Source organism: Haloferula helveola (assembly GCF_037076345.1).
GTDB classification, from domain to species: domain Bacteria; phylum Verrucomicrobiota; class Verrucomicrobiia; order Verrucomicrobiales; family Akkermansiaceae; genus Haloferula; species Haloferula helveola.
Window position 1 is genome coordinate 5,065,509 of record NZ_AP024702.1, and the last position, 15,395, is coordinate 5,080,903.

At 63.0% G+C, this 15,395-nt stretch carries 12 protein-coding genes and 1 tRNA gene; 8 read left to right on the forward strand and 5 right to left on the reverse strand.

Annotation, left to right across the window (positions count from 1 at the left end; translation table 11 throughout):
• Window positions 1-77: 77 nt before the first annotated feature.
• Window positions 78-162: transfer RNA gene (locus HAHE_RS19190), tRNA-Leu, on the reverse strand.
• Window positions 163-300: 138 nt separating this feature from the next.
• Here HAHE_RS19190 and HAHE_RS19195 point away from each other — a divergent pair.
• From HAHE_RS19195 to HAHE_RS19205, 3 genes are read left to right on the forward strand one after another with little or no spacing between them, the layout of a single operon-like run.
• Complete coding sequence (locus HAHE_RS19195) at window positions 301-1,368, forward strand: ABC transporter ATP-binding protein (RefSeq protein ID WP_338686748.1); 1,068 nt, start codon at window positions 301-303, stop codon at window positions 1,366-1,368.
• Between the two features lie 3 nt (window positions 1,369-1,371).
• The gene (locus tag HAHE_RS19200; protein ID WP_338686750.1) at window positions 1,372-2,835 is read left to right on the forward strand and encodes an ABC transporter substrate-binding protein; all 1,464 of its coding nucleotides are present in this window, start codon (window positions 1,372-1,374) and stop codon (window positions 2,833-2,835) included.
• Window positions 2,832-4,526, forward strand: a complete 1,695-nt coding sequence (locus HAHE_RS19205) for an iron ABC transporter permease (protein ID WP_338686752.1) — start codon at window positions 2,832-2,834, stop codon at window positions 4,524-4,526. Before HAHE_RS19200 ends, HAHE_RS19205 begins: the two co-directional genes overlap by 4 nt.
• 10 nt (window positions 4,527-4,536) lie before the next feature.
• Here the strand turns inward: HAHE_RS19205 and HAHE_RS19210 are convergent, their stop codons facing one another.
• Window positions 4,537-6,003, reverse strand: coding sequence for a rhamnulokinase family protein (locus tag HAHE_RS19210; RefSeq protein ID WP_338686753.1), 1,467 nt, complete (start codon window positions 6,001-6,003; stop codon window positions 4,537-4,539).
• A 17-nt stretch (window positions 6,004-6,020) separates the two neighbouring features.
• On the reverse strand, window positions 6,021-6,773 hold the full coding sequence (locus HAHE_RS19215) for a DeoR/GlpR family DNA-binding transcription regulator (protein WP_338686755.1): 753 nt from the start codon (window positions 6,771-6,773) through the stop codon (window positions 6,021-6,023).
• Window positions 6,774-6,853: 80 nt separating this feature from the next.
• Between HAHE_RS19215 and HAHE_RS19220 the strand changes: the two genes are divergently transcribed.
• Window positions 6,854-9,046 carry a bifunctional rhamnulose-1-phosphate aldolase/short-chain dehydrogenase gene (locus tag HAHE_RS19220; RefSeq protein WP_338686756.1) on the forward strand — a complete coding sequence of 731 codons (2,193 nt, stop codon included), beginning with the start codon at window positions 6,854-6,856 and terminating at the stop codon, window positions 9,044-9,046.
• 121 nt (window positions 9,047-9,167) lie between these two features.
• The gene (locus tag HAHE_RS19225) at window positions 9,168-9,980 is read left to right on the forward strand and encodes a TIM barrel protein (RefSeq protein ID WP_338686757.1); all 813 of its coding nucleotides are present in this window, start codon (window positions 9,168-9,170) and stop codon (window positions 9,978-9,980) included.
• A 7-nt stretch (window positions 9,981-9,987) separates the two neighbouring features.
• Here the strand turns inward: HAHE_RS19225 and msrB are convergent, their stop codons facing one another.
• Window positions 9,988-10,572, reverse strand: a complete 585-nt coding sequence (gene msrB, locus HAHE_RS19230; protein ID WP_338686759.1) for a peptide-methionine (R)-S-oxide reductase MsrB — start codon at window positions 10,570-10,572, stop codon at window positions 9,988-9,990.
• Between the two features lie 96 nt (window positions 10,573-10,668).
• Between msrB and HAHE_RS19235 the strand changes: the two genes are divergently transcribed.
• Window positions 10,669-11,019, forward strand: coding sequence for a nucleotide pyrophosphohydrolase (locus HAHE_RS19235; protein ID WP_338686761.1), 351 nt, complete (start codon window positions 10,669-10,671; stop codon window positions 11,017-11,019).
• A 305-nt stretch (window positions 11,020-11,324) separates the two neighbouring features.
• Here the strand turns inward: HAHE_RS19235 and HAHE_RS19240 are convergent, their stop codons facing one another.
• Window positions 11,325-12,227 carry a hypothetical protein gene (locus HAHE_RS19240; RefSeq protein ID WP_338686763.1) on the reverse strand — a complete coding sequence of 301 codons (903 nt, stop codon included), beginning with the start codon at window positions 12,225-12,227 and terminating at the stop codon, window positions 11,325-11,327.
• Between the two features lie 109 nt (window positions 12,228-12,336).
• Here HAHE_RS19240 and HAHE_RS19245 point away from each other — a divergent pair, with 109 nt between their 5' ends.
• Together HAHE_RS19245 and HAHE_RS19250 are read left to right on the forward strand one after the other, a co-directional pair.
• Complete coding sequence (locus HAHE_RS19245; protein ID WP_338686765.1) at window positions 12,337-14,046, forward strand: GspE/PulE family protein; 1,710 nt, start codon at window positions 12,337-12,339, stop codon at window positions 14,044-14,046.
• 17 nt (window positions 14,047-14,063) lie between these two features.
• The gene (locus HAHE_RS19250; protein WP_338686767.1) at window positions 14,064-15,344 is read left to right on the forward strand and encodes a type II secretion system F family protein; all 1,281 of its coding nucleotides are present in this window, start codon (window positions 14,064-14,066) and stop codon (window positions 15,342-15,344) included.
• Window positions 15,345-15,395 lie beyond the last annotated feature (51 nt).

Consider the following 15,395-nt stretch of genomic DNA (forward strand, 5'->3'; position numbering starts at 1 on the left):
CGCGGCGTTTTGCCATACGGATCCTCCGAAACGAGCGACGCCCCGCAGCCGGAACTGCGGGGCGTCGTTCAAATGGATGGTGCTCGAGGGGGGAATCGAACCCCCACCCCTTTCGGGACATGATCCTTAGTCATGCGCGTCTACCAATTCCGCCACCCGAGCAAGGTTTTGAAAATCGTGGGCGGCGGATTTATGGACGAACGCAGGGGTTGGCAAGCGAATCTTTGACGAATCCGTTCCTTTTTTCGATCAGATGCGGGCTTGCCAGACCGAGCGTCTCGACAAGCATGGCAGCGAGCCATGGAAGCCATTCGCGCCGAGAATATCGTCAAGCGCTTCGGGGATGTCACGGCGCTCGACGGCGTTGATGTCGAAGTCGGGGCCGGGGAACTGTTTTTCCTGCTCGGTGCCTCCGGTTGCGGGAAGACGACGCTGCTGAGATGCATCGCCGGTCTGGAGGAACCGACGTCAGGAGCGATCTGGTTCGGAGATCGTGATGTGACCCGGTTGCCTTCGCACAAGCGGGAGGCTGCGATGGTCTTCCAAAGCTATGCGCTTTGGCCGCACCTGAGCGTCGGGCGCAATGTTGCCTTCGGATTGGAGGAGCGAAAGGTGCCGAAGGACGAGATCCGGGAGCGGGTCGAGGAGGCGCTGCGTCTGGTGCATCTCGCGGGTATGGATGATCGAGGGGTCGATCAGTTGTCGGGTGGTCAGCAGCAGCGGGTCGCTCTGGCCCGGGCACTGGTGGTGCGTCCGAAATGTCTTCTGCTCGATGAACCACTCTCCAATCTCGACGCCAAGTTGAGGATCGAGATGCGCCGCGAGATCCGCCGCATCGTCAAGGAGGGCGGACTGACCGCGGTTTACGTGACCCACGATCAGGAAGAGGCGCTCGCGATGGCCGATCGAATGGCGGTTCTCAATGCCGGGCGAATCGAGCAGCTTGGAACGCCGCAGGAAGTTTACCGGACTCCGCTCACCTCGTTTGTGGCCGGTTTCATTGGCGAGACCAACCTGATCCGCGGCAAGGTGGTCGAGTGTCGGGCCGGATTCGCCAAGGTTGAGACCGGTCTCGGAGCGATGGTCGGGCGCATGACCGATCCGGAGTGGACGCCACGGAGCGGCGATGAGGCCGTCCTGTCGGTCCGGCCTGAGGCCTGGCGGATCGGCGGCGTACAGGGTGGCAACGGAGCCACCGGAGAGATTGTCGAACGCAGCTATCTCGGTCAGAGGATTCAGTATGTGATCCGGACCAAGGTCGGCCGCCAGCAGGTGGTCGAGTTGAATCCGATGGTGGTGAGGGAGCCGGGTGACGCGACGGTCACGCTCGGCGCAAGCCACGAGGATGTGGTTGTGATGAGGAGTTGAGCCATGTGGAAGCGCCTTCTGCCGGTCCTCGTTCTGTTGGTCCTTGTGATCGCAGCACCGCTTGTGCTGCGTCGTGACACCGAGGTCGCGCAGGCAGGATCCGGTGACGACCGGGTGGTGATCATCACCCCTCACAACGATTCGATCCGATCCGAGTTCGGCGAAGCGTTCGCGACGCACTGGCAGAACAAGACGGGGCGGACGATCTTCATCGACTGGCGTGCTCCCGGCGGTGGCGGGGAGATCAAGAAGCTCATCAGCGGCGCCTTCGGCGCGGCGGAAGATCTCGGCAAGGAGGGCACCGAGTTCGACATCTTCTTCGGCGGGGGCACCAAGGACTTCATTGATCAGGCGAAGCTCGGCCGATTGGCAAAGCTTGAGGTGTTCGAAACCGAGCCGGAGTGGTTCGGTGAAAATCGGATCCCGCCGGGTTTCTCCGGCGAGACCTACCATGATCCGGGCCACCGCTGGGTCGGGGTTTGCGTGTCGCAATTCGGGATCGTCTACAACCGGGACGCGATCCGCTGGATCGACGTGCCACCGCCGCAACGCTGGTCGGATCTCGGGGATCCGTCGTACTTCGGGCGTTTGGCTTTGGCGGATCCGACGAAGAGCAGTTCGGTGACGCAGGCCTTCGAGATGCTGGTCCAGGAGCAGATGCAGGATGTGATCCGCGAGCGGGGCGACTCGCCGGCCGCCCGCGAGGAGGGGTGGCGTCGAGGCATGAACCTGTTGCAGCGGCTTGGTGCGAATGCCCGGTATTTCACCGACTCCGCGAGCAAAATCCCGCTGGATGTGGCGATGGGCGACGCCGCCGCGGGGACGTGCATCGATTTCTACGGACGGTCATTCGAGGACGCGGTCAGGCGTCGCGACGGCAGCAGCCGCCTCCACTGGGTCTCGCCGGTCGGAGGCACCTCGGTCAGTGTCGATTCGATCGCGGTTTTCCGCGGCGCTCCGAACATGGAGATCGCCCAGGAGTTCGTGCGCTTCTGCCTGAGTGAGGAAGGACAGCTCCTGTGGAATCTGAAGCCGGGTGTCGAAGGTGGTCCGAAGAGCCGTTCGTTGCGACGTCTCCCGGTGCGACGCGATCTCTACACGCCGGCGAACCTGAAGAACTTCACCGATCCCGGCGCGTTGCCATACGAGCGGACGGGCGAGTTCGTGTATCAGCCGGAGCTGACGGGAAAGGCGTTCGACGCCCTGCGGGTCATTTTCCGGGCGATGTGCATGGATCCGCACGATGAGCTCAAGCACGCGTGGAAGAAGCTGGCAGTCGAGGGTCGGGGTGACCCGGCGCCGATCTTCGGAACGGAAGGGCTCGGCTATGCGGAGGTGATGGACGGGCTCGTTCCGATGCTTGAGCGCGACGACCCACTGGAAGTGTCGCGCGCCATGACCGACCTCTCGAAACGCTTCGCCGCCCAGTACGAAGCGGCCGCAAACGGGAAGGGGGGCACGCCATGAACCGGCGTGCCGCCATCGGGGTGACTCTGGGTGTCAGCGTCCTCTTCGCCTTCTTCTTCATCTACCCCGCGCTGTCGGTGGTGGGTGAGGCGTTCCGCAAGCCTGATGGCGGATTCACGCTGGCGTTTGTCGGTGAGGTCTTCCGCAACCCGGTCTACGTCGAGGGGCTGTGGAACGCGCTGCTGCTCGGGGTGACGAGCACCTTCGTCACATTGCTAATCGCCTTCCCGCTGGCACTGATCTCGCATCGCTATGATTTCTTCGGTAGGCGCATCCTTGGCGCGCTGATTCTTGTGCCGCTCGTTCTGCCTCCCTTCGTCGGAGCGATCGGAGTGACCCATATCCTCAGCGTGACGGGCTCACTCAACGCCCTGCTGATCGAGATGGGGCTGATGGATCCCGCGCACCGGATCGACTGGCTGGCGGAGGGGCGGTTCTGGGGCATCGTGCTGATGAACGCGCTCCATCTGTATCCGATTCTCTACATGAACATTGTCGCCTCTCTGGCGAATCTGGATCCGGCGATGGAGCAGGCCGCGGAGAATCTCGGCTGCCCACCGATGAGGCGTCTGTTCCGGGTCACACTGCCGCTGGCGATGCCCGGCATCTTTGCCGGATCGTCGATCGTGTTCATCTGGTCGTTCACCGAACTCGGCGTGCCGTTGGTCTTCAACTACAGCCGGGTTGCGCCGGTGCAGGTCTTCCACGGGATCAAGGATCTCGGAGGGAATCCCGCGCCGTATGCGCTGGTCGCGGTGATTCTGATCATCTCGGCGTTGGTCTTCGGACTGACCAAATTCCTTTTCGGACGATCGACCTCGGGAGCGCAGCCACGTCCGAAGGGACGCGATGCCGAGGTGAAGCTGCGCGGTCTCAATTCCCTCGGTTGCACGATGCTTTTCGCCGGTGTCTTCGCGATCGCTTCGATTCCGCATGCGGGGGTCGTGATGCTGGCTCTCTCCGAGGACTGGTATGATTCCGTCGCTCCGATCGAGTGGACGTTGCGCCACTTCGCGGAAGCGTTGGGGGATCCGCTGGTGGTGCCTTCGATCGAGAACAGCCTGATCTATTCCGGCTTCGCGACGCTTATCGCCGTGATCGTCGGACTGGCGATCGCGTGGGTGGTCGTGCGAAGCGATATCCGTGGACGCAACCTCCTCGATGCCTTGGTGATGCTGCCGCTCGCGGTGCCGGGCCTGGTGCTCGCCTTCGGATATCTGGCGCTGTCCCAGGAAGGGAAGCCTCTTCATTTCCTCGTCGGTGTCGGTGGAAGTCCCGCGCTGCTGCTGATCATCGCCTACGCGGTCCGGCGGCTTCCCTACGTGGTCCGTGCCGCGGTTGCCGGGCTTCAGCAGAGCAATCCGGCTATGGAAGAAGCGGCTCGCTCGCTTGGCGCTGGCTCGTGGCGCACCTTGCGACGGATCTCGATTCCACTGATCGGCGCCAATGTCGCGGCGGGCGCCATCCTCGCCTTCGCCTTCGCCATGCTGGAAGTCAGTGACAGCCTGATCCTTGCCCAGCAGGCGCAGCATTATCCGATCACCAAGGCGATCTATACGCTGCTCAGCACTCTGGGGAACGGCCACGAACTTGCCGCCGCCCTCGGGGTGTGGGCCATGGTCTTCCTCGGGATCGCGATCGTCGGCGCGACCGCGGTGGGAGGCAAAAAGGGCGGGCTGTTCAAATTCTGACGTCCGCGCGTCAGAGAAGCTTGCGGAAGCGTTCGTAGGCTTCGTCCCAAGTCGCGGTGTCGCGTGGCGTGTAGGTTTGGAACTCGAACGAGTCGCGGATGAGCTTCCGGCCGGCCGCGAGGTCGGGCAGGTGGCCGGTGGCGATCATCTGGACGATGAGATTGCCGCACGAGGTGGCCTCGACCGGGCCGGCAACGACTTCGATTCCCGCCGCGTCGGCAGTCGACTGGGCGAGGAAGGTGTTCTGGATACCGCCGCCGCCGGCGTGAAGCCGGTCGAAAGACTTGCCGGACAGCGAGCGGAAGCGCTCGAGCACGACGCGGTACTTCAGCGCCAGCGATTCGGTCGCGACCCGCAGGATACGGCCTTTGGTTTCGGGGACCGTCTGCCCGGTCTTCGCACAGTAGTCGCGGATGCGGCCTGGCATGTCGCCGGGGGCTGCGAAGATCGGATCGTCGGGATCGATGAAGGCGGTCAGCGGGTCGGCTTCGCCGGCGAGTCGCGCAAGTTCGGCATAGCCGAGTTCCTCACCCTCGATCGCCCATTGGCGACGGCATTCCTGAATCAGCCAGAGCCCGGCGATGTTCTTGAGGAATCGCACGCTGCCATCGACGCCGAGCTCATTGCAGCAGCGGGCGGCGAGGGCTTCATCGGTGCGGATCGGTTCGGCGGTCTCGAGTCCCATGATGGACCAAGTACCTGACGACAGCCACAGGCGGTCATCGCCCTCCATCGGAATCCCTGCTACGGCGGATGCCGTATCATGGGAGGCGGAGGCGACCACCGGAACGCCTTCCAAGCCGGTGACGCGCGCTACCTCCGTCCGCAACGGACCGAGCACGGTTCCGGGTGCAACGATTTCCCCGAAGATATCTCTCGGGAGGCCGAGCGCGTCGATCACGTCCCAGGACCAGTCGCCGGTGCCGGGGTCCAGAAGCTGCGAGGTCGAGGCGACGGTCCGCTCGACCGCTTTCTTACCGCAAAGCCAGTAGGCGAGGATGTCGGGCACGAAAAGCAGATCGGTGGCGGCCGCGAGGGCGGGGGAGTCGATCTTCTTCTCCGCGAGGAGGTGCAGCGAGCTGTTGTAGAAGTTCGAGGTGATCCCGGTGTGGCGGTAAACCTCAGCCTCGGGCATCAGCTTCTCCATCGCCTCGGCCATGCCCTCGTGGCGGGGATCACGGTACTGGTGGGGCAGGCCGAGCAACCGGCCGTGGGCATCGAGCAGTCCGAAGTCGCAGCCCCATGTATCGATCCCGATCGCGACGATCCGCTTGCCGTAGCGGGACTGGGCGATGCGCAGTCCTTCCTGGATGTCGCGGAAGAGTCCGACGAGGTTCCAGAAGGATCCGCCGGGAAGATCGGTGCCGGGGTTGTCGAAGCGGTGGATCTCCTCAAGGCGGAGGTCCTTGTTGTCGGTTTCTCCGGCGATCACGCGGCCGGAGCCGGCGCCGAGGTCGATAGCGAGGAAGACGTTCATGGGTTGTCTCGGGAAGTCTAGACGATGAGCTTGAAGGGAAGCGATCGGGTTTTGCCGCGGAAAAAGGCTTTCGATTTCGGATCGGTCACGAGGCTGTCGAAGTCGCCGGGGCGGGCGAAGTTGTAGTCGCTGCGCAGGCCGAGCTTGGTGTGGTCGATCAGCGCACACGACCAACCGGCGTGGCGCAGCATCAGGGTCTTGAGCCGTGCCTGGTCGGGGTTCGGTTCACTGATGCCGTGCTGGAGATCGAAGCCGCGTCCCGAGAAGAAAAAGCGGTCGATGCGCAATGAGAGAACCGCATTCTCGGTGAGCATGCCGGAGAAACGTCGGCCGCGGGGTTCGTAGGTCCCTCCGAGTTGGAGGAGTTCGAGATCGGTCCGGCTCGCCAGACGCTCGATGACTGATAGCGAATAGGTGACCACCTTGATCTCGGACGGGAGCTTGGCAGCAAGCTCGAGCGCGCTGGAACTGGCATCGAGCAGGACCGTCTCGCCGGATTGGACGAGACCCGCGGCGAGGGTCGCGATCCTGCTCTTCTCGTGCAGCTGGAGCGTCTCGCGCTCGTTCTGGGAGAGCTCGGTGAGCGCCGATGCGGCATCGAGGGCGCCGCCGTGAGTGCGGGAGAGGTGACCGCGCTTGGAGAGCAGATCGAGATCCCGCCGGATCGTTTCCTCTGCGACGCCGAATTCACGCGCAAGCTCGCCGGTCCGGACAATTCCGGACTCGCGGGCCTTGGTGAGAATGCTGCGATGGCGTTCGGCGGCGAGCATGTGGGAAAATGTGGGTTTGTGCTTGCTTGCGTGGGTTTTCTATTTCACAGCTGCCGCCGTCAACACCAATCCTCAGACCCATGCCCGACTTCAAACATGTGAACTATTCGTGGGATGACTCCCACGCCGCGACTCTCGATGCCGTCGACCGTCTCGTCTACCGCTCGAACATTCTCGGTGCCGACCAGCGCGTCACCAACACCGGCGGGGGCAACACCTCGTCGAAGATCGTCGAAACCGACCCGCTGACCGGCAAGGACGTCGAAGTCCTGTGGGTCAAGGGTAGCGGTGGCGACCTCCGGACTTCGAAGCGCGAGAATTTCTCGTCGCTCTATCAGGACAAGCTGATCGCGTTGCAGGACGTTTACGCCGCGAAGCCGGAGAAGGGGCTCAAGACGGCGGCCGAGGACGAGATGGTGGCGATGTATTTCCACACGACCTTCAATCTGAATCCCCGTGCGTCGTCGATCGATACGCCGCTGCACAGCTTCCTCACCGGCAAGCACGTCGACCACATGCACCCGAACGCGATCATCGCGATCGCCGCATCGAAGAACTGCGAAGCGCTGACCAAGGAGATTTTCGGTGGCGAAATGGCCTACGTGCCGTGGATGCGTCCCGGTTTCGAACTGGGTCTGGCGATGCAGGAGATCGAGAAGCAGAACCCGGGCGTGAAGGCCATCATGATGGGCCAGCACGGCTTTATCTCGTGGGACGACGACGACAAGGTCTGCTACACCCGCACGCTCGAGTTCATCGAGAAGGCGGCCGAGTACATCGAGGCCAAGTATGAGGGCAAGGGCGGCGACGCGGCGGCATTCGGTGGCGCCAAGTACGAGACGCTTCCCGAGGAACAGCGCCGTGCCACCTTCGCGCAGATCCTGCCGTGGTTGCGCGGTCGGGTTTCGCAGTTCAAGCGATTCATCGGAACGATCCAGGACGACGAGAAGATCCTGCGTTTCGTGAACTCGAACGATGCGCCGCGTCTTGCGGAACTGGGCACTTCCTGCCCGGACCATTTCCTCCGGACAAAGATCAAGCCGCTGTATGTCGACTGGAATCCGCAGACGGAAGATCTCGACGCGCTGAAGGCGAAGCTCGAAGCCGGTCTGGAGCAGTATCGCAAGGACTACGCGACCTACTACGAGAACTGCAAACACGACAACTCGCCGGCGATGCGCGATCCGAATCCGACCGTCGTGCTGATTCCGGGCTTGGGCATGATCGCATGGGGCAAGGACAAGTCCGAGTCGCGCGTGACTGCCGAGTTCTACAACTGCGCGGTCGAGGTGATGCGCGGTGCCGAAGCCATCGATGAATACATCTCGCTGCCGCAGCAGGAGGCGTTCGACATCGAGTACTGGCTGCTTGAGGAGGCGAAGCTGCAGCGCATGCCTGCCGAGAAGGAACTGGCCCGCCAGATTGTTGTGGTTGTCGGTGCCGGTTCGGGCATCGGCAAGGAGACCGCCCACCGCTTGGTCAAGGACGGCGCACAGATCGTCTGCGTCGATCTCAACGAGGAAGCCGCTCAGGCGACCGCCAAGGAGATCACCGACAAGTATGGTCTCGGCATCGGAGTGGCCGGTAGCGGGATTTCCGGATGCGGTCCGGCGATCGGTCTCGCTGCCAATATCACGGATCGCGAGAGTATCCGGGCGATGCTCGATCAAGTGGCGCTCGCTTTCGGGGGCTTCGACCACATCTGCGTGACCGCCGGCATCTTCGTGCCGAGCGACACGACCGGCCACATCCCGGATGACAAGTGGGGCCTGACGTTCTCGATCAACGTGACCGGCAGCTACTTCGTCGCCGACGAGGCGGCCAAGACGTGGCGCGAGCAGGGCCTTCGCGGCAACCTCGTGCTGACGACTTCCGCCAACGCGGCCGTGGCCAAAAAGGGAAGCCTCGCCTACGACACCTCGAAGGCGGCGGCAAACCACCTTGTGCGTGAGCTTGCGATCGAGCTTTCACCGCTGGTCCGGGTGAACGGTGTAGCACCCGCAACCGTGGTCAAGGGATCCGCGATGTTCCCCCGCGACCGTGTCATCGGTTCGCTGGCCAAGTACGACATTCCCTACAGCGACGACGAGGAAACCGAGAGCTTGGTGGGCAAGCTGGCCCAGTTTTACGCCGACCGGACCCTGACCAAGAGCCCGATCACTCCGGCCGACCAAGCCGAGGCGTACTTCCTCCTTGTTTCCCAGCGCCTGAGCAAGACGACCGGCCAGGTCGTGACGGTCGACGGCGGCCTGCACGAGGCGTTCCTGCGCTAAGCGTCGGACCATCCTTCACAGCGGGCGACTCCATTCGGGGTCGCCCGCTTTTTGTTGGGTGGCAGGCTTGGCGGGTTTTCTGGCGTGCATCGGTTCCGGATCTCCGCTTGCGTCTCGGGCCATGACCGACAGCATCGAACTCCCCGGACGCACGCCGAACACGCCGATCGCGGTGAACATCGAGATGTGGTTCGAGGGCGACTTCTGTGAGCGCATCGAACAGGCGGCCGAACTCGGCTTTCCCGCCATCGAGCTTTGGACCTGGCGCGACAAGGATCTCGAGGCCGGTGGCAAGCTGCTCCGCGAAAAGGGAATGACCGCGACGCAGTTCACTGCCTGGGGTTTCGGTCAGGAGATCAACGATCCGGATTTCCCGGTGGACAAATTCGTCGAGGAAATCGAGGCGTCGTGCGAAGCGACCCGGCTGCTTCCCGGTTGCGAGCTCTTCTGCGTGGTCGCTGGTGACAACATCAAGGGCCTCTCGAAGGAACAAATGCACGCCGCGGTGATCGAGAAACTGAAGGCAGCCGTGCCGGTGCTGGAGAAGCACGGATGCACGGCGATCGTCGAACCGATGAATCCCTACAACCATCCGGGGCACTGCCTGTATGGCAGTGACGACGGAATCGCGATCTGCGAGGCCGTAGGCTCCGACAGGGTGAAGCTCAACTGGGACCTTTTCCACATGCAGCGCTTCGAGGGCAACCTGATCGACAATCTCGACAAGGGCAAAGACTGGATCGGCTACGTCCAGTTCGCCGACTCGCCGGCGCGCAACGAACCGGGTACCGGTGAGGTGAATTACAGCGAAGTCTTCCGCAAAGTGCGTGAGATGGGCTACACCTTGCCGCTCGGGGCCGAGTGCATGCCCAAGGAAGGAAACGCCCGCCGCGCGGCCGAGAGGCTGTGGCAGGTCGATCGCGATTCCGCCTGATCGGCGCTTACTCGGACTCCGGCTTCTCCGGCTCCGGCTTCTCGGGTGCCTCTTCGGGCGTCTTGTCCGGCTTCGGCTCGCCCGCTGGCACGAATTTCAGCACCGTGCCGTTGATGCAGTAGCGCTTGTCGGTCGGAGTGTCGAATCCCTCGCCGGTGAAGACGTGGCCGAGGTGCCCGTCGCAGATCGCGCAGCGGACTTCCGTGCGGGGATAGCCGAGATGGTAGTCGACCGAAGTCTTCACGTTCTTCGCTTTCGAGGGATCGTAGAACGAAGGCCACCCGCAGCCGGAGTCGAATTTCTCGTTGGAGGAGAACAGTTCGGCGTCGCAACCGGCGCAGTAGTAGGTGCCGGCGCCCTGCTTCTTGAACTCGTGATAAACCTGGCCGTTGGCGCGCTCGGTGCCCGCCTGGCGCAGGATCTCATACTGCTCGGGCGTCAGCTCTTTGCGCCACTCCTCATCGGTCTTCTCGATCTTGGCGGCGGGTTGTTCGGGGGCTTTGTCGGAGGTTTCCATGACTTTTCGGGAAGACTCGTCCGCGCAGGCGGCAAGGGAAAGGGCGAGAATGGCTGAGATGGCGGCAGACTTCATGGCAACACGTTAGGCTCGTCCATAGGAGACGCAAGGACGTCGGGCATTCCATCAAATCGTCTTGGCAGCGGGCACGACACCTGCGAATGCGGGGCCATGGTTGATTCGATCCGCGAGCTGACCCAGCGAATCCGGAGCTTTTCCGCGGCTCGTGACTGGGATGCCTATCACAACCCGAAGGACATGGCGGTGGCGATCGCCGCCGAGGCCGGGGAGCTCATGCAACACTTCGTCTGGCAGCAGCCGGAGCAGATCGAGGAACGGGCCAAGTCGCATCGGGACGAGATCGCCTCGGAGATCGCGGACGTCGGGATCCTTCTTTTCGAAATGGCGGACCGGATGGGCATGGATCTCGGTGAGGTGATGGCGGCCAAGATCGCGCGCAACGAAGAGCGCTATCCCGTCGAGAAGTCCCGCGGCAACAACCGCAAATACAACGAGCTCTGAGCACGAGCGGTCGTCCGGCTCGGCGCCATCCGTACAAAGAAAGACGCGAGTCGGATTCCCCCCGGATTCACAACTCGCGTCCTTTCTGAGCCCTTACTGAAAACTGCCAGCGCCGATCAACAACCTCCCCCCGGAGTCTATCAATCGGTTTGAGCTGAAAGTTTCCAGCGGACCGGTGCCGAAGCACGTTCGCAATTTGTGCAACTTCTTCGGAAAAGCAAAGCATAAACTTAGGTTAGCTTTGAAAAAACTTAAGAAATCCAGTAAAACCTGCGGTTTCCGGGCTGAAATCGCCGGTAGCACGATCAGGGGACAGTGAATCGGACGCCCAGACCGTGGCCTTTCCAGAACTCTACGAGCCCTCTTTCCAGCTGCGGGGCTTCGTTGGGGAGCTCCTCGAACGACTCTGGGGGGGCGGGTGGCTGGCGCTTGAGGGCGATCTTGAGGTCGTCGAATCGCTCGCCGTGGAGATGGTAGTGGAAAAGCAGCAGGCCGGTGGCGTAACCCCGATAGCGGTCCTCGGGCTGCAGGCGCAGCATTTTCGTCGACCAGTCCCGGGAACCGAGCCCTGCCACTTCCCGGATCGCGAGGAGCTCGGTGGCGCCGCCATCGGGTGCGAGACGTTTCTTCAGCAAAAGCCGGATCTCCCGCTCGATATCGGTGAACTGGAACCGGCCGGCCCCGCGGTGGGCGGCGGCGAAGTACTCGCAGGCTCCCTCCGAAAACCACTGGGGCATCCGGCCTTGGGAGCCATGCATGCACAGGTGGACGATTTCGTGGACCACCAGATCCTCGTCGGTCAGTGGCCCGAGCCGGCTCCCGGGGATCTTCTGGAACAGATGGACGGCGTTAAGCGCGACCTCGCGGCGTTTCCACAGGTAACAGCCGGCGGTCTCGGCCATGGCCCCGGCGGCGGCGTAGCTCTCGACCGTGCCATAGATTCGGAGGACCGGGCGGTCATTTTCGGGCGGGGCGTAGAAGGGCAGGGGGTGATCCCTTACGGCCTGAGCCGTCGTGTCGGCGACCTGGGCGAGGCGCTGCAGCCGGTCCGGGGCGACCTGGATCTCCGACTCGATCCGGAAAACCCGCGTGTTCCATGTCCGCTCCGAGCCCGGAACTGGCTCACATACCGGTGGCTGGGGACGGATCGAAGGCGGCGCGGCCGAAACCGCACCAAAGCCGAACACCGCGATCCACAGCCAGCGCATGGCGAAACCCTAGCCGGAGACCGGCGGCAGGCAATGACGCGGAAGCCGGTGATTTTTCAGCGACAAGGTTGCAGCTTCGGTGGTTTTACCCGACAAGACGCGCAGCCGAATGACGGAACTTCTGATCGAACCCGCCCGCAAGAGCGGATGCCAGGACCTTGGAAAACTGGAGGAGGTGCTGGAAAGCGCCTCTCAACGCCAGCGTTCGCCTATCGACGATCTCCTCGATGCCGGGGTGGTCGACGAGGAACCTTACATGCGGGAACTCGCCGAAGAGCTCGGCATGGAGTGGCTCGAGAGCATTCCGCAGCCCGAGGCACCTCTGCCGCTTCGCGAGGCCTGCGGTCCCAGGATCGCGCTGCGCCACCGCCTGTTGCCGGTCGAGATCACCGGGGATGAGGAGAATCCACGGCTGAAACTCGCGACCTTCGATCCCTTCAATCTCGTGGCCCGCCAAGCCGTGGCTCAGGAGATCGCGATGCCGGTCGACTGGTGCGTCGCCTCCCGTCGCCGCATTCACGAGGCGCTGCGACGCCTGTATGGTGTGGGTGCCGACACCTTCGAGCAGATCCTCGAGGGGCGGGACATGGATTTCGCCAATCTGGAGAACTCCGATGAAGCCAACGTCATCGACGAGGACGAGGACGAAGAGGCCAGCGTCGTCAAGTTCGTCAACCAGATCATCCGGGAAGCTCTCGACCAGAAGGCGACCGATATTCACGTCGAGCCGCTGGCCGACAACCTGCGGATCCGTTACCGCGTCGACGGCCGCCTGATCGAGGTCACCGTGCCGGAGAACATCAAGGCGCTCCAGAGTTCGGTGATCGCGCGTCTGAAGATCATGTCGCGCCTCGACATCGCCGAGCGACGTCTGCCCCAGGACGGCCGGATCAACCTCCAGTTCGAAGGCCAGACGATCGACGTGCGGGTTGCGACCGTGCCGACCGTCGAGGGCGAGAGCGTTTCGCTCCGTCTGCTCAACCAGCAGAAGTTCAACGTCGACCGCCTCGGCATGGAGCCGTTCGTGCGGCAGAAGATCACCAACCTGCTCGACTTGCCGAACGGCATCATCCTGATCACCGGCCCGACCGGTTCGGGTAAGTCGACGAGTCTCTATTCCTTCCTCAGCGAGATCAACCGGCCCGACCAGCGGATCGTGACCATTGAGGACCCCGTGGAAAACAAGCTGCCCGGGGTGATGCAGATCGCGGTGAAGTCGGACATCGGCCTGACCTTCGCGGCCGGCTTGCGTTCGATCCTGCGGGCCGACCCGAACACCGTGATGATCGGTGAGATCCGTGACCTCGAGACCGCGGAGATCGCGATCCGTGCGTCGCTGACCGGTCACCTCGTGTTTTCCACGCTTCACACCAACGACGCGCTCGGCGGAATCAGCCGTCTGACCGACATGGGCGTCGAGCCGTTCCTCGTCTCCGCTGCGGTACGCGCATTCCTCGCCCAGCGTCTTGTTCGGAAGCTCTGCGAAAACTGCAAGACGCCGCGTGATGTCACCGAACTCGACCGTCGCGACCTCGGCATCCCGCTCAATCTCGAAGGCCAGGCCTACCAGGCCAACGGCTGCGATCGATGCCGCGACACCGGGTTCTCCGGCCGATTGGCGATCTACGAGGTGGTCGTTCTGAGTCACGCCATGCAGGAGCTGGTCGCCCACAGTGCCGGCGCTCCCGAGATCCGGGCGCAAGCGGTGAAGGACGGATATGTCCCAATGCGCGGCTATGGCTGGTATAAGGTGATGCAGGGCCTGACGACGATCGAGGAAGTGATTTCGGTCACCGCGACCGACGCCGGGGGAGAGTGAGCCGTTAGATAATTGCGATGCCTGCCTTTTCCTACAAAGCGCTGAGTCCCGGCGGAGCGATCCAGACCGGACAGCTCGATGCCGGCGACCGAAATGAGGCGCTTCGCTTGCTGGACCGGAAGGGTTTGCAGCCGGTGAGTCTCAAGCAGGCTGCGGCGGATGTGCCGCAGCGAGGAAAGAAGTCCGCCAAGGCGGATGCGGCGCCACGGGCGAAGGCCAGGCCGGAGATCTCAGAAGACGGAAGCGGAGGCGTGAAGCTGAAGCGGGCCGAGGTGGTTCTGTTCACCGAAGAACTCGCCGACATGCTTGCGGCGGGGCTTCAACTCGAACCTGCGTTGCGTGCCATGGAGAACCGGCAGGAGCTCGGTTCGCTGAAGGAGGTGGCGGAGCGGATCCGGCATCTGGTGCGGGATGGTACGAACTTTTCGGTCGCGCTCAAACGCGTCAGTCCGAGCTTCGGACCGCTTTATTGTTCGCTCGCGGCGGCCGGTGAGGCGTCGGGTGCGCTCGACACGATCCTTCGTCGGCAGGCCCATTACCTGAAGACTCTGTCGGAGCTCCAGTCGCGACTCATCCTCGCGATGATCTACCCGGCGTTCCTGATCCTCGCGGGCATCGGTGTGACGATCGTGTTCGTCACGATCCTGATTCCCCAGCTCACGCAACTCATCGAGTCGGCGCCGGGCGGGAAACTGCCGGGGCCGATCCAGCTTCTGGTCACGGTGACTGATCACTTCACCGAGTTCTGGTATGTCTATGTGATCCTGATCATCGCGGGGTCGCTGTTCTTCAAGGCTTGGAAGGACAACGAGGTGAACCGTCCGACCTGGGACCGGATCAAGCTGCAGCTGCCGTTGGTGGGGCCGGTGATCTCGAGCCGCTTTTACGTCCAGTTCCTCGAAACGATGGCGAACCTGGTGGGCAACGGCCTGACCTTGCTGCGAGCGCTCGAGTTGTCGCGCGATGCCACGCAGAACCTTTCGCTCCGGACCTCTTTGGATGAAGTGATCGAGCAGGTCGGTGACGGTCGGGCGCTGTCGAAGGCGATGGTCCGGACCGGCAACTTTCCTGCGCTGTTGATCGACATGGTTTCGGTCGGTGAACAGACCGGCAAGATCGACCAGTCGCTGCGGCGTGCGGCCGAGCGTTACGACAAGGAACTCAACAAGGATCTGAGCCGGATCATGGCGCTGATCATGCCGACCATCCTTATCGTGATGGCACTGCTGATCGGGACGATGGCGTATCTGATGATCAACGCGATCTTCCAGACGATCACGAACCTCAATGCGAGGTAGGTCGGAGTGGCGCTTTGCAAGCGCCATGAGTGGGCGCGGCGACCTCTAGGT